Source organism: Edaphobacter sp. (assembly GCF_028283685.1).
Classification (GTDB): domain Bacteria; phylum Acidobacteriota; class Terriglobia; order Terriglobales; family Acidobacteriaceae; genus Edaphobacter.
On record NZ_JAPWKF010000006.1, the window covers coordinates 1 to 22,250 of the forward strand.

Here is a 22,250-nt window from a genome sequence, read left to right on the forward strand (position 1 = left end):
CCGATAGCAGAAGTTATGCGTTCCCCTTCATTCTGCTTCTCGTCATGAAGGGGGATGCATGATTTTTGTGGTGCGTTCGCTTTCGAGGAGCTTCAGCGTGTTGGCGGTGGTATCGACTTCGCCGATGCGTGGGAAGACCTTGTGGATGTTGAACGCGTGGGCTTCGGCGCTGGGGTCGGTCATGGCATCGGCGATGAAGGCGAGGTTGTAGCCGAGGTCGTGGGCGCTGCGCGCGGAGGCTTCGACGCCGTTGCCGGTGGCGACGCCGGTGAGGATGACCTGGGTGACGTTGCGCTTCTTCAACTCTTCGTCGAGCGCTGTGCCGAGGAAGGCGCCGGGGCAGTGCTTGGTGATGAGGATGTCGCTGGGCTGGACGTCGAGCTCGGGGAGCAGGTCGGCGAAGTCCGGCGGGAAGGCCTGCGTGGAGCGCGGCGTGTCGGTGCGGCCCGGGGCGCGGCCCGCGACGTTGACGAGGACGACGGGAAGGTTGCGGCTGCGGAAGGCGGCGGCGAGCTTCGCGCTGTTGGCGACGACCTCAGAGAGAGGAGGGTTTGTGGGGATGGAGGCCAGACCCTTTTGCAGGTCGATGACGATGAGGGCGGCGACGGGATCGATTTGGGTGATGGGCATGGCGGTCTCCGTAGGTTTGATTTAGGACGGCTTTCGTGGAGACGCTTTGGTGGTCGCAAAGCGGGTCTCTTCCACCCCAACGAGCAAAGCTCGCTGGGGACCCCGGTCTCTCCACTGCGGCTTCGCCTTCGGTCGAGATGACATTTTTGGGTGGGCGATGAGAGCGGAGAGTTTCGGTGAACCCACGTCTCAGAGTCGAGACGTGGGGCACTTCATTGGTGGCTGGGTTGAGGAAGGCAGATTCCTCCGTTGCGCTGTTAGCTCTGGAGGAGCTTCAGCGTGTTTTCGGTGGTGTCGATCTCGCCGATGCGGAGGAAGAAGACCTCGATGCTGTGCTTGTGGTTTTCGGGCTTGAGGTCGGCCATGGCGTCTTCGACGAAGGCCACGTTGTAGCCGAGGTCGTAGGCGCTGCGGGCGCTGGACTCGATGCCGATGCTGGTGGCGATGCCGCAGAACACGACCTGTGTGACGTTGCGCTTCTTCAGCTCTTCGTCGAGCGCCGTGCCGAGAAAGGCGCCGAAGCTCTTCTTGGTGATGAGGATGTCTGTGGGCTGCTGGTTAAGCTCGCTGACGAGGTTGGCCCAGTCGGGCGGGAAGGCGCCGGTGTAGCGCGGTGTGCTGGTACGGCCGGGGGCGAGGCCCGCAACGTTCACGAGGACGACGGGGAGGTTGCGCTTGCGGTAGGCCTCGATGAGCTTCGCGCTGTTGGCGACGACGGCGGGCGCCTGTTCGGGGTTCATGGCGACGATGCCGTTCTGGAGGTCGATGACGATGAGGGCGGAGACGGGATCGATCTGCGTGATGGGCATTGCTTGTCCTTTCGAGGTTGGGCCCGGTTCGAGCGTGGACGTTAGCTGGTGTGCTTGGAGCGGAAGTGCATGCTCATCTGAATGCTGAGGACGGCGATGCCTGCGAAGAAGACGAGCAGGTCGGCGGGCTGGAGTGCCGCGAGATGTGCGTGGCGAAAGAGGAGATAACCGGCGACGAGATTCACGAGCGCCCAGACGACGTTGACGGTGGGCGAGGAGAGTCCGATGCCGCGCGGCGTGGCGAAGGGCGACGGGAAGGGGTCGCCGGAGATGCCGTGCACGAAGTGCGGGACGACGTTGGCGAAGAAGGCTCCGGCGAAGAAGCAGGCGATGTAGTGGAGGGCGATCATCGTTGAATCTCCTTTGGGGCGCTACGAGGAAACGGATTCGGCGTGCATAATGGCCTGCACACGGGGCAGGCGAAGGCTGTACCAGAAGGCTCCGGCGATGCAGAAGGCGCCGGTGATGACGACGGTGTGGGGCGCTCCGATGCGGTGCGCGAGTGCGCCTGCGAAGAGGCTGCCGAAGGGAGAGGCTCCGACGAAGGCGACGGTGTAGTAGCTCATGACGCGGGCGCGCTTGTCTTCGGGCACAAGGGTCTGGATGACGGTGTTGGAGGCGGCGGCGGTCTGCATCATGCCGAAGCCGACGAAGGCCATGACGAGCATGGAGAGCCAGAGCGTGTGCGAGAAACCGAAGAGGATGAGGGTGACGCCGCACAGGGTGGAGGCGATCTGGATCATGCGGGTGAGCCCTGCGGTGGTCTTGCGCAGGGCGAGCGAGAGCGCGGAGGTCAGCGCGCCGACGCCCATCGCACCGGTGAGCATGCCGAGGGTGTGCGGCCCGCCGTGAAGGACGTCGCCCGCAAAGATGGGCAGCAGCACGACGTTGCCGTAGCCCATGAGGCTGATGAGCGCGAAGAGGCTGAGGATGGTGCGGATGGGGATGTAGCTGCGGACGTAGTCCCAGCCTTCGCGCATCTGCTCGAGCATGGTGGTGGTGTGGCGGCGGATCTCGATGGGACGGATACGCATCATGAGCAGCGAGGCGATGACGGCGATGTAGCTGAGGCCGTCGATGAGAAAGCACCAGCCTTCGCCGATGGCGGCGACGACGATTCCGGCGAGCGCGGGGCCGACGAGGCGCGCGCAGTTGACCATCGACGAGTTGAGGGCGATGGCATTGGGCAGGTCTTCGCGATCGTCGACCATCTGGACGAGGAAGGACTGGCGGCCGGGCATGTCGAAGGCGTTGATGAGTCCCTGGAAGGCGGCGAGCGCGATGATCTCCCACAAGGTGATGCGGTGGGCGAGGGTGAGCGCGGCCATGGCGAGGGATTGGATGGCGGCGAAGACCTGTGTCCAGACGATGAGGCGGCGTCGCTCCATGCGCTCGACCCAGACGCCGGCGAAGGGTGCGAGGAAGAAGGTGATGATCTGGCCGGCGAAGCTGACGATGCCGAGCATCAGCGCGGAGTGCGTGAGCCGGTAGACGAGCCAGCTGGTGGCGAGGCGCGTCATCCATGTACCGATGACGGAGATGCCCTGCCCGACGAAGAAGAGGCGGAAGTTGCGATGACGCAGAGCGCGCCAGGCGTGGGAGATGGAGGCGAGGCGCGAGGGCCGTGCCGCGGCAACAGGTGCAGGTGTGTGTTCGCTGGGGCGCTGTCCGGATTGTGCCGGTGCGCTCACTGCTGCACTCCGTTGGAGGCCATGCGGCGCATGATGGCGCCGGCGGCGAAGAGGGTCTTCTGCTCGTGTGCGGGAAGTTCTGCGACGGCCTGGGTGATCCAGCTCTCCTTGGCGGCGCGGATGCTGCGGCGGAGGGCGGTGCCTTTGGGGGTGAGCTCGATGAGCTGCTGGCGGCCGTCGGTGGGGTGGGGCTTGCGGCGGACGAGGCCGAGGCTCTCGAGCGAGGAGACGATGGCGCCCATGGACTGCGGCTTCATGTGCTCGGCGCGTGCGAGGTCGGCGGTGGTGGCGGGGCCGTTGCGATGCAGGCGGCCGAGCAGGCTGCGTTCGGAGAGGGAGAGATCGTGCTCGTCGTCGGCGGCGGCGCGAACGCGGCGCACGATGAGGACGATGGATTCGGCGAGGTCGGCGACCTCCTGGGAGCGATCCGTCATGAAAGCAATTGTAGGATATTAGAAGTCAAACTTGCAAGTTTGGCTGATGAATAGACGATGAAGACGAATGCGGCGGGCGCGAGGGGCGAGGAAATCCGCATTCCGGCTGTGCGGGACTCAAGGAGACTGCCACTGCTTTCTTTTGTTGACCGCAGGGAGCGGAGTGTGTAGTGTGTCGGTAAACTAGTACACTTTATTTCTCGCAATGATCTTTCGTCTGAATCCATCGTCGGGCATCCCTCTCTACCTCCAGCTGATGGAGCAGGTGAAGCACGCGGTGGAGACGGGTGCGCTTGGCGAGGGCGATCAACTGCCGACGATCCGCAGTATGGCGGAAGAGCTGGTGATGAATCCCAACACCGTGGTGCGGGCGTACCGGGAGCTTGAGCGCGAGGGCGTGATCGAGCTGCGGCATGGCTCGGGCGCGTTCCTCAAGGCGTCATCGGAGAGTAGGGCGCGCGTGATCCGCAAGGCGCAGATGGCGATGGAATCGATGATTGAGCGGCTGCTGCATCAGGGCCTGACGGAAGACGAACTGCGGAGGGTCTTTGCGAACGAGCTGGCGAAGGCAGAGGAGAAACGTGTCGTTGCTGCAGGGACGGAGAGGACGAGATGAGCGATTTCGTAATCGAGACGGAGCAGCTGAACAAGTCGTATAAGGACAAGGCAGCGTTGCGCGGGCTGGATCTGCGGGTGCCGGCGGGGAGCATCTTCGGGTTCCTGGGGCGTAACGGCGCGGGGAAGACCACGACGATCAAGACACTGATGGGGTTGCTGCACGCCGACAGCGGAAGCGCACGTGTCTTCGGGATTCCGGTCAGCGATGCCGACGGCGCGGTCGCCATTCGCAGGCGCATCGGCTTTGTGACGGAGGACAAGGAACTGTATCCGTACATGGCGGTGGAGGAGATCATCCGCTTTACACGCGGGTTCTTTCCCAGGGTGGCGTGATGACCTGGAGCGGCGTTATGTGGAGATGTTCGATCTGCCGTTGAAGCGTAGGATTCCGGATCTGTCGAAGGGCATGCGATCGAAGCTGATGCTGCTGCTGGCGATCTGCCGGGGCGCGGATCTGCTGATTCTCGACGAGCCGACGGATGGACTTGACCCGGCGGCCATTGAGGATGTGCTGCGCGAGCTGGTGTCGATCGCGGCCGAGACGGGGACGACGATGTTCTTTTCATCGCACCAGCTGCCCGAGGTGGATCTGGTCGCCGATCACATCGGCATCATCGACCAGGGCCGGATGGTGATGTCCGGTTCGCTGGACGATATCAAGGCCAGTTATCAGCAATTAAGAGTGGTCCTGCGGGACGAGCGGCAGGCTCCATCACGGTGGGGCGATGGTGTGAAGCAGGTGAAGCAGGAGGGCCGTGTGGTGTCTCTGCTGGTGAGCCACAACGCGGAAGCGGTGGCCGCTGCGGCGCAGGCGATTCCCGGCGCCGTCGTGGAGCGCTATCCGGTCACGCTGAAGGAGATCTTTCTCGAACACGTGAAGAGCCACTGAAGCCAGGTGAAGAGGAACAGAGGAGGCGCTGCGATGCTTTGGTACAAGGGATGGCTGGAGACGAGATACAGGCTGCTGTTCTGCATGGGGTGGGCGACGGTGTTCCTGGGGCTGATGCGCCCGTGGCGGATGGCTGCGCCTGCGCCGGGTGCGACGGCGTCGGGCCATGGAGCAGTCTATGGGCTGGTGGCGCTGGCCTGTCCGACGCTGCTGCTGGTGGCGTGCGCGATGATCGGTGGCTCGGGCATCGTGACGCAGCCTTCCCTGCAGGCGTCGAAGGGACTGCATGGCTCGACGCTGTATACGCTTTCACTGCCGGTGAGCAGGGTGAGGCTGCTGCTGGTCAGGGCGGGTGTGGGTTGGCTGGAGATTGTTGGGGTGGCCGCGGTTCTGTGTACGACGCTGTGGGCGCTGACTCCCGCGCTAAGAGAGGCGGCTACGCCGAGAGAGATGGCGGAGTACGCGGTGACGCTGATTGCGTGCGGCTCAACGCTGTATGGCATCTCGGTGTTGCTGGCGACGTTTCTCGACGATGTCTGGCGGACGTGGGGCACGATGATGGTTTCGGCAGGGCTTTGGTGGATGTCGCTCCATGTACCGGTGCCGGAGACGGTCAATATCTTTCGCGCGATGCGCGAGGGCTCGCCGGTGCTGGCGCATACGATGCCGTGGGCGGCGATGGGATTTTCGGTGGCGCTGGGCGCTGCACTGTTGCTTGCGGCGACGAGGATTGTGCAGGCACGCGAGTATTGACGGCCGGATGCGTGCGGCAGGGCGAATGCCGTAGAGTAGGCGCATGATTCTCAAAGACGATCTGGTTCACGATGTCCCCACGGCCAACGGGCCGATGCGGACGTACTTCTTTCACCCGGCGGTGGAGGGCGCGCAGTTCCCCGGCATCATTCTGTATTCGGAGATCTTTCAGATGACGGGGCCGATCCGGCGCTTCGCTACGTTTCTTGCGGGGCATGGATATTTGGTTGCGGTGCCCGAGGTGTATCACGAGCTGGAGCCTGCGGGCACGGTGCTGGCCTATGACCAGGCGGGATCGGACAAGGGCAACTATGACAAGTATGCGAAGGAGCTTTCGGCGTATGACGACGATGCGCGTTCGCTGCTGAAGCACATGGCCGCGATGCCGGAGTGCAATGGGCGGCTGGGCGTGGTGGGCATCTGCCTGGGCGGCCATATCGCGTTTCGCGCGGCGATGAACCCGGAGGTGCGTGCCGCGGTCTGCTTCTATGCGACGGACATCCACTGCGGCACGCTGGGCGCGGGTAAGAAGGACGACTCGATGGCGCGTGCGGGAGAGATCAAGGGCGAGCTGCTGCACATATGGGGCCGGCAGGACCCGCATGTTCCGCTGGAGGGACGGCGCGCGATCCTGACGCGGCTCGACGAGGTGAAGGCGAACTACCAGTGGCTGGAGGTCAACGGTGCGCACGCATTCATGCGCGACGAGGGCTATCGCTACGACCCGGAGCTGGAGTATCAGCTGAAGGGCATGATGCTGAGCGTATTTCATCGCAAGCTGGCGCTGGGGCTTTAGGCCACTACGTAAGGTGACGGCACGCGGCAAGGCTGCGTGCGGGTGAAGGGGTGATGCTTCGGCATCGCCCCTTTTCTCCTTGGTGGATCTTTTGACTCGCCGGGTGCGGCCTGAGAGATCTATCGCGGCATACTTTGAGCTTCGAGGGCAGCCCGATTGCGATCCAGCCAATCGCTCATGGTTGGGAAGTACTTGCGCACGTAGGAATAAAGGACCGGCTTGTCTGTTCTGTCGTTCAGCTGACGCAGGTAGTACATGTAGGCGTGGGGTAGCCGGGAGGTGCTTCCGAGCCATTTCCAGGGCCAGTGCTTGAGGAAGTGGAGTGTGTCGGGTGCGTTCAGTGCGCAGATGTAGAGAAACCGGATGCACTCATCGACGTCCATGATGAGTTTGCGCTGGTCATCGTGGAGAGAATCGGGATTGGTCATGCACTGACTGAGGATGGGCGCGATGGGGGCGTAGCAGGTCTCCGGGTACTCGAGGAAGAACAGTTTGCTGCCAAGCTGATTGAAGTGCTCCTCGAGCTTGAGGAGGAGGTTGCTCGCCTGGACGCGGGAGTTCTGCCGGTAAGTGGTGAAGGCAGCGATGATGCCCAGGGCGGCGACGATCCCGGGCAGGATGGATTTGAAGAAGGTGACCCAGAGAGACTCCGGGCCCGGTTGCGTCAAGGCGATCTCGATCAATGGCGACATAGGTTCCTTTCGTCTACACACGGTGTCTACGCCCGCATCATCGCACACTGCCGCGGGGAGTCACCACGTGGCATCGGGACGCAAAGCGCTACTCGAGGGAGAATTTCGTTTTCTTTTAATAAAATACGTACCAGTTGGTATATATTTTGATTGAACAAAGGAGACTCACCCATGCCCAGGCTTTCGAGGTTGTTACTGTCCGCGGTTCTTCCCTTCTGTCTGCACTTCCAGACGCAGTACCGTGCGGTTGCAGAGGAGCCGGAGACGGCGGCGGTCCACGCCTCGGTGTGGAGCTCGAAGGATGCGGTGCATGCGGTTGGATTTCCCGATGCCAGGGAGAACAAGAAGGGCGTGCTGAGCCTGGATGCAGGCAGTCTGACGTTTACGAGCGCGGCGACGAAGGCGGCCATCCCCCGCAGCGCGATTACGGCGGTGAGCGCGGGCAACGATCGCGTGGAGTTGTGGGGCACGGGGGGACGCATCCTTCGCATGGCGATTCCCGAGGGCGGCGGCCTGGCGGCCGGAGCGATGATGCATCATCGCGTGGACATGCTGACGGTGGAGTTCCTCGATCCTCGCGGAGGCATGCATTCGGCGGTGTTCTATCTGCCTGCGAACGAGGCGACGAGCGCGCTGACGGCTTTCTCGCAGGTTCCGTTTGCGGCGGCCGCAATGAATCTGAAGGGATGCGGAACAAATCCGGTGGAGCCGGGGAGCGTGCTGGTGGAGGCGCCGGACTGGGGAGCGGTCGAGGTTCCGGCGGCGTACCGCGCACTGGCGTATGAGCATCTGCTCGAACGCCTGCGAACGGCCAGGGGCGTGAGGCATGTGTACCGCTATGGCGAGATCAATGCCGGGTCGGCGTGCCCGCAGTACACCATTCATGTTGCGGTCCAGACGTTCAAGAAAGGCAACCAGGTGGTGCGGGCGGCGACGGGACCGATCGGCATGTTTACGTCGGCGACGGAGATCACGTTGAATGTGCGCTTTCAGGACCATGCCGGAAAGCTGGACGTCCATCAGCAGATCAAAGCGACGGTGCGCACGGAGTCGGAGAGTACGGGCGTAGCGGACAAGCTGGCGAAGACACTGACGAAGCACTACGTGGCGATTGTGCGCACCGCGGACGCTGGCGATACGGCAAAGGCGAAGTCGTGATGCCGGAGAGTCTTGCGGAGGTGACGCAGGAGTGTCCTGCGATCTTCAGTGGGCAGAGCCGGAGAGTGTTCTCATCATCTAGGATGGGACAGAACATGATGGCGCCACGCACTCCAGACAGGCCCGGCACTCCCAGGAAACCGGGTACGCCAAACAAACATGAACTCCGCACGGCGGAGACCCGCGAGCGTCTGCTGAAGGCGGCGGAGCAGGTGTTTCTCCGCGATGGGTATGAGCGTGCCGAGCTTGGCGAGATCGCGAAGCTGGCTGGTCGAACAAAAGGCGCGATCTACGCGCAGTTCGAGAGCAAGGAGGCGATCTTTCTGGCGCTGGTGGAGATGCATGCGCTGCGACGCAGGGGCAAGGTTCAGAAGCATTTGAATGCTTCGGCTTCGACGCGGGAGAATCTTGCTACGTTCCGGAAAGACTTCCTCGCGTCCGTCAACGATGAGACATGGGGACTTCTGCTGCTGGAGTTCAAGCTGTATTCGCTTCGCCACCCGGATGCGCAGGATCGTCTGAAGCGGGTGTACGAGACGATTATTCCGAGCAATGAAGAGGCGGTGTATGCGTCGTTGCTGGGATCGCCGGGTAGAGGCAAGGCTGCGCTGGGGCGAGCGCCGGCGGTGCATGCCGGCTTCGCGATGCTCACAGGGCTGACGGTAGAGGCGCGGTTTGGCGGAAAGCTGGATGCGCAGACGATGGAGAAGATCGCCGCGCGCCTGTTCGAGGCGCTGTTTGATCGATGAGCTGAAGGCCTGCGCGGAGTTTGCAGGCCTGCTCCGGGACGGCTACAGTAGGTGCGGACCTGGAGCTGCTTATGAAAAAGTCTGTGGCGATGGAATCGGCGTCCGCGTCGATCGACGCAAAGATTGAGGAGCTGGGAGACTGGCGCGGTGCGATGCTTGCCGCAGTGCGCGAGATGATCCACGAGGCCGATCCTGAGATCGTCGAAGAGATGAAGTGGCGAGGCACGCCGGTCTTCTCGCATGGCGGCATCGTGTGCACGGGCGAGACCTACAAGAGCGTGGTGAAGCTGACGTTCGCGAAGGGTGCTTCGCTGGCCGATCCTGCGGGCCTGTTCAACTCCAGCCTTGAGGGTAATGTGCGGCGTGCGATCGACATTCGCGAGGGCGAGAAGCTGAACAAGACAGCGCTGAAGAAGCTGATCCGCGAGGCGGTGGCGTTGAATCTTGCGGGCAAGAAGAAGTCAAAGTGAGCGACCGCCGCGAATAGGCGGCGGTCGTTACTTGTGGGTGGTGCCTGCGGTTTACGCGCTGTAGTTCATGTTGGCGAGGTCGGTAAGCAGGCTGGGGCCGGTGGGGTTCCAGTCAAAGCGCTTGCGGGTGATGACGCTGGAGGCCGGCAGGTCGAAGGAGGCGAAGGCGGCCAGCCAGCCGAAGTGCGCGGGCGCTTCCTCGGGGGTAAGAGAGGCGGTGGGAAGATTGAGGCCGCGGCCGATGGCCTCGGCGATGTCGCGCATGGAGACGCCCTCTTCGCCGACGGCGTTGTAGCGGAGGCCGGGCTGGGCGCCTTCGATGGCGAGGCGGTAGAGGCGGGCGGTGTCGGAGATGTGGCAGGCGGGCCAGCGGCTAGTGCCTTCACCGACGTAGGCGGAGACGCCCTTCTGTCGGGTGATGGGGATGACGTAGCTGACGAGACCCTGCCTGGCAGTGTCGTGGACCTGCGGAAGGCGCATGACGGAGACGTTGAGGCCCTTTTCGACGAGGGCGTCAGCGGCGAACTCAGTGGCGACGCGGGGGACGTGAGCGTTGGCGGAAGGCTTGTCCTCTTCGGTGACGGGCTGGCCGGGTTTGGCCGCGCCCATGCCGGTACCTGAGGTGACGATGAGGGGGCGATTGGAGCCGGCGAGGACGGAGCCGATGGCCTCGATGACGCCGCGGTCGGTCTCGCAGTTTTCGGCGAACTTGGAGAAGTCGTGGTTGAAGGCGAGGTGGATGACGGCGTCCACGTCTTCGGCTCCGCGGCGGATGCTGTCGAGGTCGTAGAGATCGGCGTGGTGGGGCTCGGCGCCTGCGGCGGTGAGGGCGCGGGCACCTTCATCGCTGCGCGTCATGCCGAGGACCTGGTGGCCGGCGCTGATGAGCTCGGGGACGAGGGCGGTGCCGATGAAACCGGTGGCGCCGGTGAGAAAGATACGCATTGCACTTCTCCTTGAGTTCCTTGAACGGAAGATTGGGGGCTGCGGTTTTCGGGTCGAGCTTGAAGGTTAGGCTGCACGGGCGAACATGGAGGTCGAGCGTTGATTCCATCAGGAGCGGTTCGGGCCTTCATGTCCTGCTTGTATTGAGATGAGTGTTTTGGCGGTACGATCTATGTTGTAAGTCCGTAATACTGGCTCGATCGTCCGAGTTGGTCCGGGTGAGGGGGAATCTTGTTTGGATTCGAGGGGATGGATCCGTTGTCGGAGGTGCTGTCGCTGCTGAAGCTGCGAGGCTTTATGGCGGGAGGGTTCGACCTGGCGGGGGCGTGGTCGCTGGAGTTCGGGCCGCATGAGGGGATCAAGTGCTACGCGATGGTGACGGGCTGGTGCTGGCTGGCAGTGGAGGGGGTCGAGCCGGTGCGGCTGGAGGCGGGAGACTGCTTTCTGCTGCCGAGAGGGCTTCCCTTCCGGATGGCGACGGACCTGTCGCTGCCGCCGACGGATGCGCGTGCCGTCTTCCATATGCCTATGCGAGGAAGAATTGCGACGTGGAACGGCGGCGGCGAGTGCTTCGGGCTGGGCGGCTTCTTTGCGCTGGAGGGGCAATACGCACGATTGCTGCTGAGTGAGCTGCCCCCGGTGGTGCACATCAAGGGGGAGAGCGAACGGACGGAGCTGCGGTGGCTGCTGGAACGGATGCGGGTGGAGGTGCTGGAGCCGCGTCCGGGAGGGTCGCTGGTGGCGCAGCAGCTGGCGACGATGATGCTGGTGCAGGCGCTGCGTCTGCATCTGAAGGACGGGTTGAGCGGACGCGCGGGATGGCTTTCAGCGCTGACGAACCGGCAGATGCAGGCGGCGATCACGTCGATACACGATGCTCCGGCGAAGGGCTGGACGCTGGCACAGCTGGCGCAGCGGTGCGGGATGTCGCGGTCGATCTTCGCGGCGAAGTTCAAGACGACGGTGGGAGTCTCGCCGATGGAGTACCTGACGCGGTGGCGGATGCTGCTGGCGGGGGACCGGCTGCGGCAGTCGGACGATGCGGTGGCGTCGATCGCGCAGTCGCTGGGGTATGCGTCGGAGAGCGCGTTCAGCAAGGCGTTTCGACGGGTGATGGGGAGCTCGCCGCGGCAGTTCCGAGGGGCGGAAGCGGAGGCGGTGCCTTAGTTTTTTCTTCGCGTGGCCGGGTGGAGTCCGTTGTAGAGAAGCAGGTCTCTTTCACCCAAAGCGAGCAAGCTTGCAGGGGACTCTGACTCTCCACTGCGCTTCGGTCGGCATGACGTGGGGTGGCTAGGAGCGGAGGGCCAGGGGCTTGAGATCGTCGAAGGAAGTGCGGGCGATGTCGCGGGGGAGGAGCTCGAGGGAGTCGTTGCGCCGTGTGGTGTTTTTCTCGTGGTAGAGGCGAATATCGCTGTCGTGGTAGAGGCTGGCGACGGTCATGTCCTTGCCGCGGGCGGTGACGCAGCCGATGCTGACGGCGATGGAGAAGCTCTGGCCGGGGGAGGCCGGGATGCTGATCTTCTGGATGGCGGAGCGGATGCGGGTGCAGATGAGGTCGGCGTCGAGCTCGCTGGCCTCGGGGAGCAGGACGAAGAACTCGTCGCCGCCGATGCGGGTGGCGAGGTCGGTGATGCGGAGCGAGGAGAGGAGAGCCTCGGCGACGGCGCAGAGGGCGCGATCGCCGGCGGCGTGTCCCCAGGTGTCATTGATGTGCTTGAAGCGGTTGAGGTCGAGCGCGAGGGCGGAGCAGGGAAGGTTGAGGCGGATGGTGCGGCTGAGCTCGCGGCGGCCGAAGTCGTCGAGGGCGCGGCGGTTGAGCAGGCCGGTGAGTGGGTCGGTCATGGCGCGGCGCTCGAGCTCGTCGCGGACGCGGAGGGAGTCGATCCAGAGGAAGGAGAGAGAGAGGCCGGCGATGGCGACCAGGCCGGACCAGGTGAACCAGGCGTCGGCATGGTGAAACATGGCGACACCGAGGATGCGGACGAAGCCAAGCAGGATGTGCAGGTAAAGCACGATGGCCATGGCGCGCAGGGCGGGCCGGATGGTCTTCTCCTTGCAGCGCGCCAGGTGAATCCAGATGGGCAGCTGCATGACCGGCATGATGAGGACGGCTTCGAGGGTGCGGATGACGACGTCGGGCCGGACGTAGGTGAAGTACGCGTAGCTGAGGATGGTGGCGACATTGAGGCCAAGGAGCCAGAACATGTGGCTGGTACGCCGGGTGGTGATGGCAATCGCCCGTTCCATGAAGACGTAGGTCATGAAAAACAGGAAGTTACCCAGGATGATGGCGTAGAAGGGTGCAATGACACCGCGGTAGGCCTGCAGGGAGAGGCCGATCCCGCCCAGGATGAAGCCCAGAGAGAACCAGACAGGGCCATTGTCGGAGTAGTCACGCCTCTGCGCACGCCATACCGAGAAGATGACGATGCCCATGAAAATCAACAGGCCGCCCTGCATGCTGAACAGAGTAAGACGATCCATCAACCAATCCTGTAAGGATAAATTTTACCCCCAGCGGCTGGCGTCGCAATGGCACTTAGGGAGCAGACGGGTGGTTACCAGAAGGGGATAGGCGCGCAATGAAGGGTCGGGGCTGAGAGTGCGACCGGAGAGCGATGCCGCTATCGTGCTGACTGCAGGGGTACCGAAGTTGACGCGATGGCTGGCCGACGACGTTGGGCGGAGCATAGGCTGATGCGGTGAGAGAACGAGCTTATCTGCTGGCGTGCGTGGTATTGCTGAGTTCCCTGGGGCTGCGGGCGCAGACGCCAGGTGTAACGGATGGGGCTGCTTCGGCAGCGGCGAAGTCTTCAGCGGCGGCTATGGATGCGGAGCTGGCGGACTACCGTCTGGACGAGCTGGATCGCCGGCTGGCGGCGATGCCCAAAGGGGTTGAGCGGGACTACTACGCCGGGCAGGCTGCGAATCTCCGGGGAGAGCTGAAGGCATCGGAGAAGCTGCTGCGGCGGGCGCTGGAGGGGCTGCGCGCGAGCCGTGATGCCCGCGCGGCGGATGCGCTGGAGACGATCGCGGACGACGAGACGAAGCTGTATCGCTATGGCAGGGCGTCGCGGGCGTTCGACGAGTACTTTGCGGTAAAGGCGGAGAAGCAGGGCGACGACTCAAAGGCCGATGTGAAGGCTGACAGCAAGGGCGACGTTAAGGACGATGCCAAGATCGTGGCGCTGCTCTCGCAGGTGAAGCCGATGAAGGTGACGTGGCACGGCGCGGTGCGCCTGCCGATGACGCAAAACGCGATCGGATCGAACACGGCGGAGCTGGAGACCAACGGCGTGAAGGAGCATTGGCTGCTGGATACGGGAGCGAACTACTCGGTGGCGACGAGGAGCTTTGCGAAGGCGGCGGGCATCCGCGTGCTGCCGGGGTTTGCGGCGACGGGCGCGGGGGTGACGGGGATCGAGAACAAGCTGCAGGTAGGCGTGCTGCCGTCGCTGCGGATCGGGGGTGCGACGGTGCGCAACGTGGCCTTCCTCATTCTTGACGACGCGAATCTGAAGATCAGCGCGGGCGACCTGAACTTCCAGATCAACGCGATTCTTGGCTACCCGGTGCTGCAGGCGCTGGGCGTGGTGACGTTCGCGCAGGACGGCACGTTCGAGGCGGGGCCGACGGCGCGGCGAGGCGTGACGACGGTGCCGCTGTACATGCAGCGTCTGGACCCGGTGGCGCTGTTCGGGGTGAAGGATGCCAGCGTGCCGTTCACGCTGGATACGGGGGCGTCGAGCACGGATCTTTCGGTGCGCTACTACGAGCGGTTCAAGGATGCAGGGCTGGGCTGGAAGGAAGGCCACGACGAGGCGGGAGGCGCGGGCGGATCGGTGAAGCGTACTATCTTCCGGCAGCCGCGCGTGGAGCTGAAGGTCGGCGACAGGACGGCGGTGCTGAAGAATGTCTCGATCACGCCGAAGAAGACGAATGCCGGGCTGGATGAGCTGTACGGCAACGTGGGGCAGGACCTCTTCCGCGACTTCGAGAGTGTGACCTTCGATTTCAGGCAGATGACGTTCGGAGTCGGCGCGCCGCGTGCGGCCGATGCTGCGGTTGCGCGCTGAGCGGGATTCAGGGGATGCGGATGAAGATCTCGTCGTCGTACTGCCGGGCCTCGTAGGTGATCAGGGGCGGGTCGCAGGGCATCTGGGGCTGGCCGGTGGCGATGTCGAAGCGCCAGGCGTGGTACGGGCAGACGACGGTGGAGCCTTCGAGGTGCCCGGTGTTGAGCGGTGCGCCCTGGTGGGGACAGCGGTTGTCGAAGACGCAGATGCGCTCGGGGGCGTCCTCCGGTCGGGCGACGCAGAGCTGCAGGTTATGGCCGCGGAAGGTGCGCATGGCGCCGGGGGCGGGGAGTTCGCTCGCGTTGCAGAGTTTAACGATCATCTGTGGGATGTGGGTCTTCTGTTGTTAAGGGTAGTGGATATAGCACTGCGGGGGGTGATTTGCTTTGCGGTGGCCAGAGGGCGTGAGTCGAACAGAGGTCTCTGCCGCTCAAGCGAGCAGGCTCGCCGGGGAGGCCGGTCATTCCACTGTGCGCTTCGCGCCTTCGGTCGGGATGACGACACTCCGAGTCGTGGCAAGTGTGTGCCCACGTCTCAGAGGCGAGACGTGGGCACACAGGTTGGTGGCCCGGCGGGGGAACAGCAGCAAAGAGAAAAGAGCGGGGCTACGGTTGCAGCTTGCCCTCGAAGACGGATTCGGCGAGGGGGCGGCGGGTGTTGGGCTTTTCGCGCTCGGCCAGCTCGGGCGGCAGGGTGGCGGGATCGCCGTGGCGGCCGACGGCGTAGGCGCACTCCAGGTGGTAGTCGTCGGTGATGTTCAGCTCCTGGACGGCGCGGTCGCGTTCGATGCCGGCCATGCCGTGGGCGTACCAGCCGCGCTTGCGAACCTCGAGGGCAAAGAAGCCGGAGGCGGTGCCGGTATCGAAGGAGTGGGTGCCGAGGGGCACAACCTTGCCGCTGGGGGAGGTGGAGGTCTTCTTGGAGACGAAGAAGAGCAGCGCGGAGGCGTTTTTGGCCCACACCTGGTTGCCGGGGACGAGCAGGCTGACGAAGTGCTCGAAGGCGGGGGTTCCGTGGAGGGCGTAGAGGAAGCGCCAGGGCTGCGCGTTGGAGGAGGAGGGCGCCCAGCGTGCGGCTTCGAGCATGGAGAAGAGCTCTTCGCGGGCGATGGTCTCTCCGGTGAAGGCGCGCGGCGACCAGCGCTCGAGGAAGATGGTGTCGATAGAGTAGTCGGCGGTGCGGCCGTTGGCGGTGGTGCTCATGTGCGGTGCTTCCTCCTGCGGGTGTTGTGCATTGCTGCTGGTGGTTGGATGCAGGGATGGTGACGGGGACGCTTGTGGGTGAGCCGGATTGGTTTGTATCGGGGGTGGGAACCCACGTCTCAGGGGCGAGACGTGGGCATTCGTTTTGTGAGGCTTAGCGTTATTTGTAGAGGTGGGTGGCGTGGGTGATGGCGGCACCGGCGCGCATGACGGCGGCGACGAGGGCGGTCTCGGCAAGCATGGCCTCGGTGGCTCCGGCTTCGACGGCGGCTTTGCGATGCAGCTCGAGGCAGTAGGGGCACTGCGTGGTAAGCGCGACGGCGAGGGCCATCAGCTGCTTATGCAGGACGTCGATGGAGCCGGGCTGGAAGGCGGCCTTGTCGAAGGCCCAGAAGGCCTTCATGGCGTCGGGCGCGTTTTCGTCCAGCTTCTTGAGCTGGGAGAGGTTCTTCATGTCGTACATGGGGAGTTCTCCTTTGTGCAGGTGCGGTGAGGGGTCTGCGTTCGTTTGGAGAAAGGGTACATGGGGGCGGGGTGTCCGGGCACTTATACTTGAAGAGATATGGCCGCACTGATTGAAGCGATTGATGTAAAGCGCAAGATGTTGTTTGAGCATGAGGGTGTTCCCTTTTACTGCATGGACGCGGACGTGAGTTCGCCGACGGCGCGGGGCGGGCAGACTCTGGTGCGTCTGAAGATGCGGAACATGCTGACGAACGCCGTGTTCGAGAAGACCTTCAAGGCGGGCGAGAAGTTCAAGGAGCCGGACATCGAGATGGTGCCGGCGACGTTTCTCTACGCCGATGGCGATGGGTTCAACTTTCTCGACCAGCAGAGCTTCGAGACGTTTCCGCTGACGGAGGCGATGGTGGGCGATGCGACGGAGTTTCTGATCGAGAACCTCGAGGTACAGCTGACGAAGTTCAACGGCAACCCGATCGGCCTGCAGCTGCCGATCTTCGTCGACCTGACGGTGAAGGAGACGGAGCCGGGGCTGAGTGGAGCGTCGCAGTCGGGCAGCGTGACCAAGGTGGCGACGCTGGAGACGGGGCTGGAGATTCGCGTGCCCCTCTTCATCAAAGAGGGCGAGACGGTGAAGGTTTCGACGGAGAGCCGGGAGTTCGCCGGGCGAGCTTAGTGGTCAACAACCACGCGCGAGCCGTGTTCAAGCGTTCTAGCTGGACTGCGTGGCGGCGGGGCTCATCGGGTTCGATGGGTGGTGCCTGAGGTAGGTGGCGGTGATGGCCTGCCGCACCTGCCGGGTGAGGGCGTCGGCGTCGCGGGTGGTGAGGCCTTCGGTGGAGATGGGGTCGCCGATGTGGATGGCCAGCGGACGCGGGTAGAGGTGGTAGGTGTGGATGGGCAGGAGCTCGTAGGTGCCGATGAGGGTGATGGGCACGATGGGCACCTGGGCCTTGATGGCCATCCATGCGGCTCCGGCGACGAAGTCCTGCGGCTGGCCGCTGGCGGAGCGTCCACCCTCGGGAAAGATGACGAGGGGTAGACCCGCCTTGAGGGTCTGTACGCCGCGGTTGAGGCTGGCGACGGCGTTGCGCGCGCTGGACTGATCGACCGGCACCTGGCCGGAGCGGTTGAGATACCAGCCGATGAAGGGCACCTTCCACAGGCCCTGCTTGGCGAGGATGCGGAACTGGAAGGGGAGCTTCGAGAAGAGGACCGGCGTGTCGTAGTAGCTGAGGTGGTTGGAGGTGTAGACGGCGGTCTCGTGCAGGTGGAGCTTGTCGGCGCCGACGAGGGTGACGGGTGAGAGCGAGAGCCAGAGCAGGCTGCGCGCCCAGATGTGCGCGATGGCGTGTTGCTGGTTGCCGGATTTGTCCCACAGGCCGCAGATCAGTGAGATGGTGCCGAAGAAGGCCGTGGAGGCGATCATCAGCGGGATGAGGACGATGTAGGTGAGCCAGCGGAAGAAGGCCGGGGCGCGTGGAGCCTCGATGGGTTGAAGCTGCGGCGTGAGGAGCTCTGTCATGCGGTGGAGTAGCCCTCCTGGAGCGCGAGCGTGCGCAGCTCGCCGATGAGGTAGACGGAGCCGGTGGCGAGAATGATGCCGTTGGACGGTGTGATGCGCCGCGCCTCGGCGAGAGCCTCGGCCAGCGAGGACGCGGTGGTGGCGGGGATCTCCAACTCAGCTGCGACGGCGGCGAGGTCTGCGAGCGAAGCGGCGCGCGGCGAGTTGATGGGAGTGAAGAGGATGTGGTCGTGCGGCCGGTCGGCGCTGGAGTCGAAGAGGGGCAGAAGGATCTGCGCCATCTCGCGGAGGTCCTTGTCGCGCAGGCAGGAGAAGATGAGCGTACGCGGCTGCGACTCGGGCAGGTGCGCGATGACGGAGCGCAGCGTCCAGGCCCCGGCAGGGTTGTGGGCTACGTCGAGCAGGAGCGGGGCGATGGTGGCTGGGGCTTCGACGGGTGCTTCAGCCGTGGCCGGTGTCAGCAGTTCGAGGCGGCCGGGCCAGCGGGTGTTGCGGATGCCCTGCTCGATCGCGGTCGTCGAAATTTTGTAACTCTTTGGGTTACTTTTCAGCATGGTGTAACCCTGCGGGTTACGCAGCTCTTCGGCGGCGGCGATGGCGAGCGCGATGTTGCGCTGCTGGTGCTGGCCGATCAGCGGCGAATCGACGTGCAGCGGCTGATGGTTGAGGGTCAGCGTGTAGCGGTTGCGCGGCAGTGCGATGGCCTGCCCGTCGGCGCTGGGATGGTATTGCACGCCGGTGGCCTGCGAGAGGAGCTTCTCTGCGGTAGGCGTGAAGTTGGCGGCGCTGATGGCGTGCAGCTCGAGCGTGGCGGCGGCCTCGCCGATGGCCTGGTTGGCCTCGGGGTGCTGGGGCAGCGTGATGAGGGTGCCGTGGGGGCGCAGGATGCCGGCTTTTTCGCGGGTGATCTCGGTGATGGTGTTGCCGAGGTAGTCCTGATGGTCGAGCGAGATGTCAGTGAGGATGGAGATGAGCGGATCGACGATGTTGGTGGCGTCGAGTCGTCCGCCGAGGCCGACTTCGAGGACGGCGATCTCGATCTTCTGCTCGGCGTAGTAGGCAAAGGCGATGGCGGTGAGGCTCTCGAAGAAGCTGGGGTGGTGGGGCAGCGTGCCATCGGCGACGAGCTTCTCGGCGACGGTGTCGACGGCGAAGTAGAGGCGCGCGAAGTCGTCGTCGGAGATGGGTGTGCCGTCGATGCGGATGCGCTCGTTGACGCGCGAGAGATGTGGCGAGGTGTAAAGGCCGGTGCGGTAGCCAGCTGCGGTGAGGATGCTGGAGAGCGTGGCCGCGGTAGAACCCTTGCCGTTGGTTCCGGCGATCAGCACGGCGGGAAAGCTGGCCTGCGGGTCGCCCAGGGCGCGGGAGAGGAGGCGCATGTGTTCGAGGTCGAACTTGCGGCGCGGCGCATTGGACGAGGAGGGCGCGAGCTCGAGGCCCTTCGCGTAGAGATGGTCTAACGCCGCGGTGTAGGACATGGGGCTATTTTAGGCGATTTGGGGAGGCGCGATGTTGATGACATGACGTTTAGCTGTGACGAAGGCCGGAGCCGTGCGGGGCCGGTTCCCTCGGCCGTTTACCCAGCGGCCTTACGCGTCGGCTTATCCGGCTTAATCGACGTATGTCGGGAGTTACCGGATGGTGGGAGTGAGCTGACCCGAAGGGGGGATATCTTCCGGCTCATGGAACGCGAGATAGTGCCGATAGACAAAACACTAGACGCGGAGGCTGCGGGCAAAACATCCCAAGGCCTCCTTCTTTTCTCAGTCGGATTTTTCTGGTTAGAGACTTCAGACAACAGATTTCACCGATTGGCAGAACAGCCCGAGGGGCGGAGTCACGCTCTCGCAATATGGCATGGAGGAGCAGCGATGGAGAATCTCAGGTTGGTGGTTCCCGCGGTTGTGGCCGTATCGATTCCATACATAGGCCGGTGGCGGGCCAATGCCTGGCTGCGCAGCCAGCAGCAGGAAGAAGAGATTGAGCAGACGGAGCGCGGGCGGAACCAGGGTATCGCGCTGACCGAATCTGCCTAAAGACGTTGTACTGCACCACCTCACTGAAATGAGCGCATATCGAAGGACCGCCGCCCGGGCCAGAAGGCAGCGGTCCTGATTTTTTGTGGGCGATTGCGGGGTCTTCCCGGCTGCGGGTCAGGGCAGACGCGTGCGGTTGGCCAGCAGGGTGACATGCGTGTCGGTGATGGCGATGGTGACGGGCTGGGCTGCGGTGATGGTGGTGATGATCTCGCCGTCGGCCTGCAGGGGCAGGGGCGGAGAGCCTGGGGCGGGTGTGATGGTGAGGCTGACGGCGTCCTCGTAGATGGCGGCAGCGGTGGCGGGGTCGCTGTGGCCGCGCTCACCGGAGGCCAGTGCGAGCGAGTCGAAGGCGGCGCGGGCGAGGCGCAGGCGCGAGGCTCCGGCGACGGAGGCGACGCGCAGCACGGGCCGGGTGAGCGATCCGCCGGTGCGCCAGAGGTTGAGCTGCGGTACGCGGAGGGCGATCAGCTCGGAGGCCTGGCGCGTGCGGGTCTCGCCGGTAACGGTGGTGAGCGAGAGGCCGAAGGTCTGCAGCGGATGCGTGGCGAGGATCTCGAAGCCCGCGGCGAAGTAGGCGAGCCGCCCGGTGCGGTGCTTGTGATAACGATAGGCGGCGCGCATCATGGCAGCGTGTCCGCCGGTGCCTGCGGACATGGCGAAGTACCAGCTCTGGCTGCCGTGTTGAATGCTGCCGAGCGGAACGGGGATGGGGGTTGCGTCAAGCAGGGCGCGTGCAGCGGCGAGCGGCGAGCGCGGCAGGTTGAGGTTCTGCACCAGGACATTGCCGGTGCCGAAGGGGAGGATGCCGATGGGGATGGAGGAGCCGGCGGCTCCCTGCAGGACGTCGAAGACGGTGCCGTCGCCGCCGCAGACGAAGATGGCGTCGATGCGGCCAGTGGCCTGGGCTACGGCGCTGGATTGGCCTGGGTCGTTCGATTGGCTGGCGATGCTGGATGTTTCTGCGGCGTCGTAGGCCTCGGCGGCGCGGCGAGCGAGTCGCGCGGTGGCCCCGTCGATGCCGGTGTCTTCGAGCTGCACCTGGATGCCGGAGGCCTCGAGCAGAGCGCGGATAGCGGGGATGCTGCGACGCCGGCGAGCGGAGAAGACCGGATTGACGAGCATCAGGACGCGGCGCACTGCTTCATGCTACCTGCCGGATGCTGCCGGACTGGAATCGATGCATTGTCAGGCTGGAATTGATGGGATGATGCTACCCTTTTCGAGCACAGAGACAGACAGGTTTGGTATATGCAGACGTTCGGATGAGTGCGCTCCTGCGCGAAAATCACGAAGCATAGCTTGAAACTGCAATCTTTTGTGAGGCGAAAGCAACTGTAGGCTTCGTCATCCCCTTTTAGGAGCGGTCAAATAATGGTCCACCAGTCCTATGTTCGTAGAATCACGGTTGGAATTTTTTCTGTCTTAATTTTTGGCGTGAGCGTGGCAGCTGTCGCCTCTGCTCAGGACAACCTGGTGACAGGACTCAAGCATAAGTACCGTCTCACGGAGATCAATTCGCAAGGCGTAGCGGCCAACCCCGGAACGGTGTTGACGATCGAGGCCGATGGGATCAACGCAGAGCCCTACCCCACGATGATCACCTTCGAAAATCCGGTGGTCGACGGGCAGGTGAAGCAGCGCTCCAAGGGCCTTGGCTTTCTCAAGAGCACGAACCTGCAGATCCTGCAGCCCGGCCAGAAGGTCTACATCACCAAGATCAACGACGACACGCAGGGAAAAGAAGATTCTCTGAAGGTGACGATTCTGACGTCCGATGCGGTTCTCGCGACCTTTACCGGCAATTATGGCAGCCAGTATCAAACCGCAAAGAGGTATTCGACGACCCTTGCGTTCAAGGAACCGAAGGGCACCCTGGCGCAGATGTCCGTGGATGATGCCTCCAAGATGATCGAGGCCGTTCTGTCGGTGAATGCCGCCGATCAGGTGCGTGCACGCGATAACGGCGTGGTCGCCCGCTCGTGCGAGCCGCATTGCGCCGTCTCCACGACGACGGGCACGGTCGTCGGCGGTGCGGTTGTTCCTCAGGCCGGTGAGCCTGCCCCTCCGCAGGCCAGTACGCCGACCGTCGCGCTGGGACAAACACCGGATCAGGTGACGGCGAACATGGGCGCGCCCAAACGGATCGTCGATCTCGGCTCGAAGAAGATCTATACCTATCCCGATATGAAGGTGATCTTCACCGACGGCAAAGTCAGCGATGTGCAGTAAGGCTGTCCTCGCTTCGGCGCTGCATCCGTAGTGCCTGCGGGGCTGATGTTGCATCAGCAGAGAGTCGCGGCTCCAGTAAAAAT

27 protein-coding genes are annotated in these 22,250 nt (G+C 63.9%); 13 read left to right on the top strand and 14 right to left on the bottom strand.

What is annotated here, in order from left to right; genetic code table 11:
- Positions 1 to 42: 42 nt before the first annotated feature.
- The 5 genes from PW789_RS08610 to PW789_RS08630 all read right to left on the bottom strand — a co-directional run bounded on the left by PW789_RS08610 (position 43) and on the right by PW789_RS08630 (position 3,564).
- Positions 43 to 630 carry an isochorismatase family protein gene (locus PW789_RS08610; RefSeq protein WP_299374422.1) on the bottom strand — a complete coding sequence of 196 codons (588 nt, stop codon included), beginning with the start codon at positions 628 to 630 and terminating at the stop codon, positions 43 to 45.
- Between the two features lie 257 nt (positions 631 to 887).
- Positions 888 to 1,439 (bottom strand): isochorismatase family protein, encoded by a 552-nt coding sequence (locus PW789_RS08615; protein WP_299374425.1) that lies wholly within the window; start codon positions 1,437 to 1,439, stop codon positions 888 to 890.
- Between the two features lie 41 nt (positions 1,440 to 1,480).
- Positions 1,481 to 1,789, bottom strand: coding sequence for a hypothetical protein (locus PW789_RS08620; RefSeq protein WP_299374428.1), 309 nt, complete (start codon positions 1,787 to 1,789; stop codon positions 1,481 to 1,483).
- 21 nt (positions 1,790 to 1,810) lie between these two features.
- Positions 1,811 to 3,130: an MFS transporter gene (locus PW789_RS08625; protein ID WP_367182514.1), complete on the bottom strand. Its 1,320-nt coding sequence runs from the start codon at positions 3,128 to 3,130 to the stop codon at positions 1,811 to 1,813.
- On the bottom strand, positions 3,127 to 3,564 hold the full coding sequence (locus PW789_RS08630) for a MarR family winged helix-turn-helix transcriptional regulator (protein WP_299374431.1): 438 nt from the start codon (positions 3,562 to 3,564) through the stop codon (positions 3,127 to 3,129). The genes PW789_RS08625 and PW789_RS08630 overlap by 4 nt, the downstream gene beginning before the upstream one ends.
- Positions 3,565 to 3,769: 205 nt before the next feature.
- On the opposite strand from PW789_RS08630, the gene PW789_RS08635 reads away from it, so the two are divergent.
- Genes PW789_RS08635 through PW789_RS08655 form a run of 5 tightly spaced genes read left to right on the top strand, consistent with a single transcriptional unit; the run spans position 3,770 to position 6,620 of the window.
- Positions 3,770 to 4,180, top strand: a complete 411-nt coding sequence (locus PW789_RS08635) for a GntR family transcriptional regulator (protein ID WP_299374434.1) — start codon at positions 3,770 to 3,772, stop codon at positions 4,178 to 4,180.
- Positions 4,177 to 4,515: an ATP-binding cassette domain-containing protein gene (locus PW789_RS08640; RefSeq protein ID WP_299374437.1), complete on the top strand. Its 339-nt coding sequence runs from the start codon at positions 4,177 to 4,179 to the stop codon at positions 4,513 to 4,515. Before PW789_RS08635 ends, PW789_RS08640 begins: the two co-directional genes overlap by 4 nt.
- 40 nt (positions 4,516 to 4,555) lie before the next feature.
- The gene (locus PW789_RS08645; protein ID WP_299374440.1) at positions 4,556 to 5,071 is read left to right on the top strand and encodes an AAA family ATPase; all 516 of its coding nucleotides are present in this window, start codon (positions 4,556 to 4,558) and stop codon (positions 5,069 to 5,071) included.
- 33 nt (positions 5,072 to 5,104) lie between these two features.
- A complete protein-coding gene (locus PW789_RS08650) occupies positions 5,105 to 5,824 on the top strand; it encodes a hypothetical protein (RefSeq protein ID WP_299374443.1) in 720 nt (239 codons plus the stop codon).
- 43 nt (positions 5,825 to 5,867) lie between these two features.
- Complete coding sequence (locus tag PW789_RS08655) at positions 5,868 to 6,620, top strand: dienelactone hydrolase family protein (protein ID WP_299374446.1); 753 nt, start codon at positions 5,868 to 5,870, stop codon at positions 6,618 to 6,620.
- 119 nt (positions 6,621 to 6,739) lie between these two features.
- On the opposite strand, the gene PW789_RS08660 is transcribed toward PW789_RS08655, so the two are convergent.
- Positions 6,740 to 7,312, bottom strand: a complete 573-nt coding sequence (locus PW789_RS08660; protein WP_299374449.1) for a hypothetical protein — start codon at positions 7,310 to 7,312, stop codon at positions 6,740 to 6,742.
- 171 nt (positions 7,313 to 7,483) lie between these two features.
- Here PW789_RS08660 and PW789_RS08665 point away from each other — a divergent pair, with 171 nt between their 5' ends.
- The 3 genes from PW789_RS08665 to PW789_RS08675 all read left to right on the top strand — a co-directional run bounded on the left by PW789_RS08665 (position 7,484) and on the right by PW789_RS08675 (position 9,689).
- Positions 7,484 to 8,470 carry a hypothetical protein gene (locus PW789_RS08665; protein ID WP_299374453.1) on the top strand — a complete coding sequence of 329 codons (987 nt, stop codon included), beginning with the start codon at positions 7,484 to 7,486 and terminating at the stop codon, positions 8,468 to 8,470.
- Positions 8,471 to 8,565: 95 nt separating this feature from the next.
- Positions 8,566 to 9,219 (top strand): TetR/AcrR family transcriptional regulator, encoded by a 654-nt coding sequence (locus PW789_RS08670; protein WP_299374456.1) that lies wholly within the window; start codon positions 8,566 to 8,568, stop codon positions 9,217 to 9,219.
- A gap of 71 nt (positions 9,220 to 9,290) precedes the next feature.
- The gene (locus tag PW789_RS08675; RefSeq protein ID WP_299374459.1) at positions 9,291 to 9,689 is read left to right on the top strand and encodes a DUF1801 domain-containing protein; all 399 of its coding nucleotides are present in this window, start codon (positions 9,291 to 9,293) and stop codon (positions 9,687 to 9,689) included.
- Between the two features lie 51 nt (positions 9,690 to 9,740).
- On the opposite strand, the gene PW789_RS08680 is transcribed toward PW789_RS08675, so the two are convergent.
- On the bottom strand, positions 9,741 to 10,634 hold the full coding sequence (locus PW789_RS08680) for an SDR family oxidoreductase (protein WP_299374462.1): 894 nt from the start codon (positions 10,632 to 10,634) through the stop codon (positions 9,741 to 9,743).
- 249 nt (positions 10,635 to 10,883) lie between these two features.
- On the opposite strand from PW789_RS08680, the gene PW789_RS08685 reads away from it, so the two are divergent.
- A complete protein-coding gene (locus PW789_RS08685; RefSeq protein ID WP_299374465.1) occupies positions 10,884 to 11,801 on the top strand; it encodes an AraC family transcriptional regulator in 918 nt (305 codons plus the stop codon).
- A 123-nt stretch (positions 11,802 to 11,924) separates the two neighbouring features.
- Here the strand turns inward: PW789_RS08685 and PW789_RS08690 are convergent, their stop codons facing one another.
- On the bottom strand, positions 11,925 to 13,118 hold the full coding sequence (locus tag PW789_RS08690) for a diguanylate cyclase (protein WP_299374468.1): 1,194 nt from the start codon (positions 13,116 to 13,118) through the stop codon (positions 11,925 to 11,927).
- Between the two features lie 218 nt (positions 13,119 to 13,336).
- Between PW789_RS08690 and PW789_RS08695 the strand changes: the two genes are divergently transcribed.
- Positions 13,337 to 14,710 carry a retropepsin-like aspartic protease gene (locus PW789_RS08695; RefSeq protein WP_299374471.1) on the top strand — a complete coding sequence of 458 codons (1,374 nt, stop codon included), beginning with the start codon at positions 13,337 to 13,339 and terminating at the stop codon, positions 14,708 to 14,710.
- A 7-nt stretch (positions 14,711 to 14,717) separates the two neighbouring features.
- On the opposite strand, the gene PW789_RS08700 is transcribed toward PW789_RS08695, so the two are convergent.
- The 3 genes from PW789_RS08700 to PW789_RS08710 all read right to left on the bottom strand — a co-directional run bounded on the left by PW789_RS08700 (position 14,718) and on the right by PW789_RS08710 (position 16,375).
- Entirely contained in the window at positions 14,718 to 15,032 is a 315-nt protein-coding gene (locus PW789_RS08700) for a Rieske (2Fe-2S) protein (RefSeq protein ID WP_299374474.1), read from the bottom strand.
- 283 nt (positions 15,033 to 15,315) lie between these two features.
- Positions 15,316 to 15,912, bottom strand: a complete 597-nt coding sequence (locus PW789_RS08705) for a nitroreductase family protein (protein ID WP_299374477.1) — start codon at positions 15,910 to 15,912, stop codon at positions 15,316 to 15,318.
- A gap of 160 nt (positions 15,913 to 16,072) precedes the next feature.
- Positions 16,073 to 16,375, bottom strand: coding sequence for a carboxymuconolactone decarboxylase family protein (locus PW789_RS08710; protein WP_299374480.1), 303 nt, complete (start codon positions 16,373 to 16,375; stop codon positions 16,073 to 16,075).
- Positions 16,376 to 16,474: 99 nt separating this feature from the next.
- Here PW789_RS08710 and PW789_RS08715 point away from each other — a divergent pair, with 99 nt between their 5' ends.
- Positions 16,475 to 17,050 carry an elongation factor P gene (locus PW789_RS08715; RefSeq protein WP_299374483.1) on the top strand — a complete coding sequence of 192 codons (576 nt, stop codon included), beginning with the start codon at positions 16,475 to 16,477 and terminating at the stop codon, positions 17,048 to 17,050.
- Positions 17,051 to 17,086: 36 nt separating this feature from the next.
- Here the strand turns inward: PW789_RS08715 and PW789_RS08720 are convergent, their stop codons facing one another.
- Positions 17,087 to 17,899, bottom strand: a complete 813-nt coding sequence (locus PW789_RS08720; RefSeq protein ID WP_299374486.1) for a 1-acyl-sn-glycerol-3-phosphate acyltransferase — start codon at positions 17,897 to 17,899, stop codon at positions 17,087 to 17,089.
- Positions 17,896 to 19,377 (bottom strand): folylpolyglutamate synthase/dihydrofolate synthase family protein, encoded by a 1,482-nt coding sequence (locus tag PW789_RS08725; RefSeq protein ID WP_299374489.1) that lies wholly within the window; start codon positions 19,375 to 19,377, stop codon positions 17,896 to 17,898. The genes PW789_RS08720 and PW789_RS08725 overlap by 4 nt, the downstream gene beginning before the upstream one ends.
- Before the next feature lie 393 nt (positions 19,378 to 19,770).
- Here PW789_RS08725 and PW789_RS08730 point away from each other — a divergent pair, with 393 nt between their 5' ends.
- The gene (locus PW789_RS08730) at positions 19,771 to 19,935 is read left to right on the top strand and encodes a hypothetical protein (RefSeq protein ID WP_299374492.1); all 165 of its coding nucleotides are present in this window, start codon (positions 19,771 to 19,773) and stop codon (positions 19,933 to 19,935) included.
- 117 nt (positions 19,936 to 20,052) lie between these two features.
- On the opposite strand, the gene PW789_RS08735 is transcribed toward PW789_RS08730, so the two are convergent.
- Complete coding sequence (locus PW789_RS08735) at positions 20,053 to 21,075, bottom strand: diacylglycerol kinase family protein (RefSeq protein WP_299374495.1); 1,023 nt, start codon at positions 21,073 to 21,075, stop codon at positions 20,053 to 20,055.
- Positions 21,076 to 21,378: 303 nt separating this feature from the next.
- Here PW789_RS08735 and PW789_RS08740 point away from each other — a divergent pair, with 303 nt between their 5' ends.
- Positions 21,379 to 22,167, top strand: coding sequence for a hypothetical protein (locus tag PW789_RS08740; RefSeq protein WP_299374498.1), 789 nt, complete (start codon positions 21,379 to 21,381; stop codon positions 22,165 to 22,167).
- The last annotated feature ends 83 nt before the right edge of the window (positions 22,168 to 22,250 follow it).

Excerpts from the sequence above, each read along its gene's own strand:
- PW789_RS08610 (WP_299374422.1), bottom strand. The coding sequence starts at position 630 with ATGCCCATCACCCAAATCGATCCCGTCGCCGCCCTCATCGTCATCGAC.
- PW789_RS08615 (WP_299374425.1), bottom strand. The coding sequence starts at position 1,439 with ATGCCCATCACGCAGATCGATCCCGTCTCCGCCCTCATCGTCATCGAC.
- PW789_RS08620 (WP_299374428.1), bottom strand. The coding sequence starts at position 1,789 with ATGATCGCCCTCCACTACATCGCCTGCTTCTTCGCCGGAGCCTTCTTC.
- PW789_RS08630 (WP_299374431.1), bottom strand. The coding sequence starts at position 3,564 with ATGACGGATCGCTCCCAGGAGGTCGCCGACCTCGCCGAATCCATCGTC.
- PW789_RS08635 (WP_299374434.1), top strand. The coding sequence starts at position 3,770 with ATGATCTTTCGTCTGAATCCATCGTCGGGCATCCCTCTCTACCTCCAG.
- PW789_RS08640 (WP_299374437.1), top strand. The coding sequence starts at position 4,177 with ATGAGCGATTTCGTAATCGAGACGGAGCAGCTGAACAAGTCGTATAAG.
- PW789_RS08650 (WP_299374443.1), top strand. The coding sequence starts at position 5,105 with ATGCTTTGGTACAAGGGATGGCTGGAGACGAGATACAGGCTGCTGTTC.
- PW789_RS08655 (WP_299374446.1), top strand. The coding sequence starts at position 5,868 with ATGATTCTCAAAGACGATCTGGTTCACGATGTCCCCACGGCCAACGGG.
- PW789_RS08660 (WP_299374449.1), bottom strand. The coding sequence starts at position 7,312 with ATGTCGCCATTGATCGAGATCGCCTTGACGCAACCGGGCCCGGAGTCT.
- PW789_RS08665 (WP_299374453.1), top strand. The coding sequence starts at position 7,484 with ATGCCCAGGCTTTCGAGGTTGTTACTGTCCGCGGTTCTTCCCTTCTGT.
- PW789_RS08670 (WP_299374456.1), top strand. The coding sequence starts at position 8,566 with ATGATGGCGCCACGCACTCCAGACAGGCCCGGCACTCCCAGGAAACCG.
- PW789_RS08675 (WP_299374459.1), top strand. The coding sequence starts at position 9,291 with ATGAAAAAGTCTGTGGCGATGGAATCGGCGTCCGCGTCGATCGACGCA.
- PW789_RS08680 (WP_299374462.1), bottom strand. The coding sequence starts at position 10,634 with ATGCGTATCTTTCTCACCGGCGCCACCGGTTTCATCGGCACCGCCCTC.
- PW789_RS08685 (WP_299374465.1), top strand. The coding sequence starts at position 10,884 with ATGGATCCGTTGTCGGAGGTGCTGTCGCTGCTGAAGCTGCGAGGCTTT.
- PW789_RS08690 (WP_299374468.1), bottom strand. The coding sequence starts at position 13,118 with ATGGATCGTCTTACTCTGTTCAGCATGCAGGGCGGCCTGTTGATTTTC.
- PW789_RS08700 (WP_299374474.1), bottom strand. The coding sequence starts at position 15,032 with ATGATCGTTAAACTCTGCAACGCGAGCGAACTCCCCGCCCCCGGCGCC.
- PW789_RS08705 (WP_299374477.1), bottom strand. The coding sequence starts at position 15,912 with ATGAGCACCACCGCCAACGGCCGCACCGCCGACTACTCTATCGACACC.
- PW789_RS08710 (WP_299374480.1), bottom strand. The coding sequence starts at position 16,375 with ATGTACGACATGAAGAACCTCTCCCAGCTCAAGAAGCTGGACGAAAAC.
- PW789_RS08715 (WP_299374483.1), top strand. The coding sequence starts at position 16,475 with ATGGCCGCACTGATTGAAGCGATTGATGTAAAGCGCAAGATGTTGTTT.
- PW789_RS08720 (WP_299374486.1), bottom strand. The coding sequence starts at position 17,899 with ATGACAGAGCTCCTCACGCCGCAGCTTCAACCCATCGAGGCTCCACGC.
- PW789_RS08725 (WP_299374489.1), bottom strand. The coding sequence starts at position 19,377 with ATGTCCTACACCGCGGCGTTAGACCATCTCTACGCGAAGGGCCTCGAG.
- PW789_RS08730 (WP_299374492.1), top strand. The coding sequence starts at position 19,771 with ATGGAGAATCTCAGGTTGGTGGTTCCCGCGGTTGTGGCCGTATCGATT.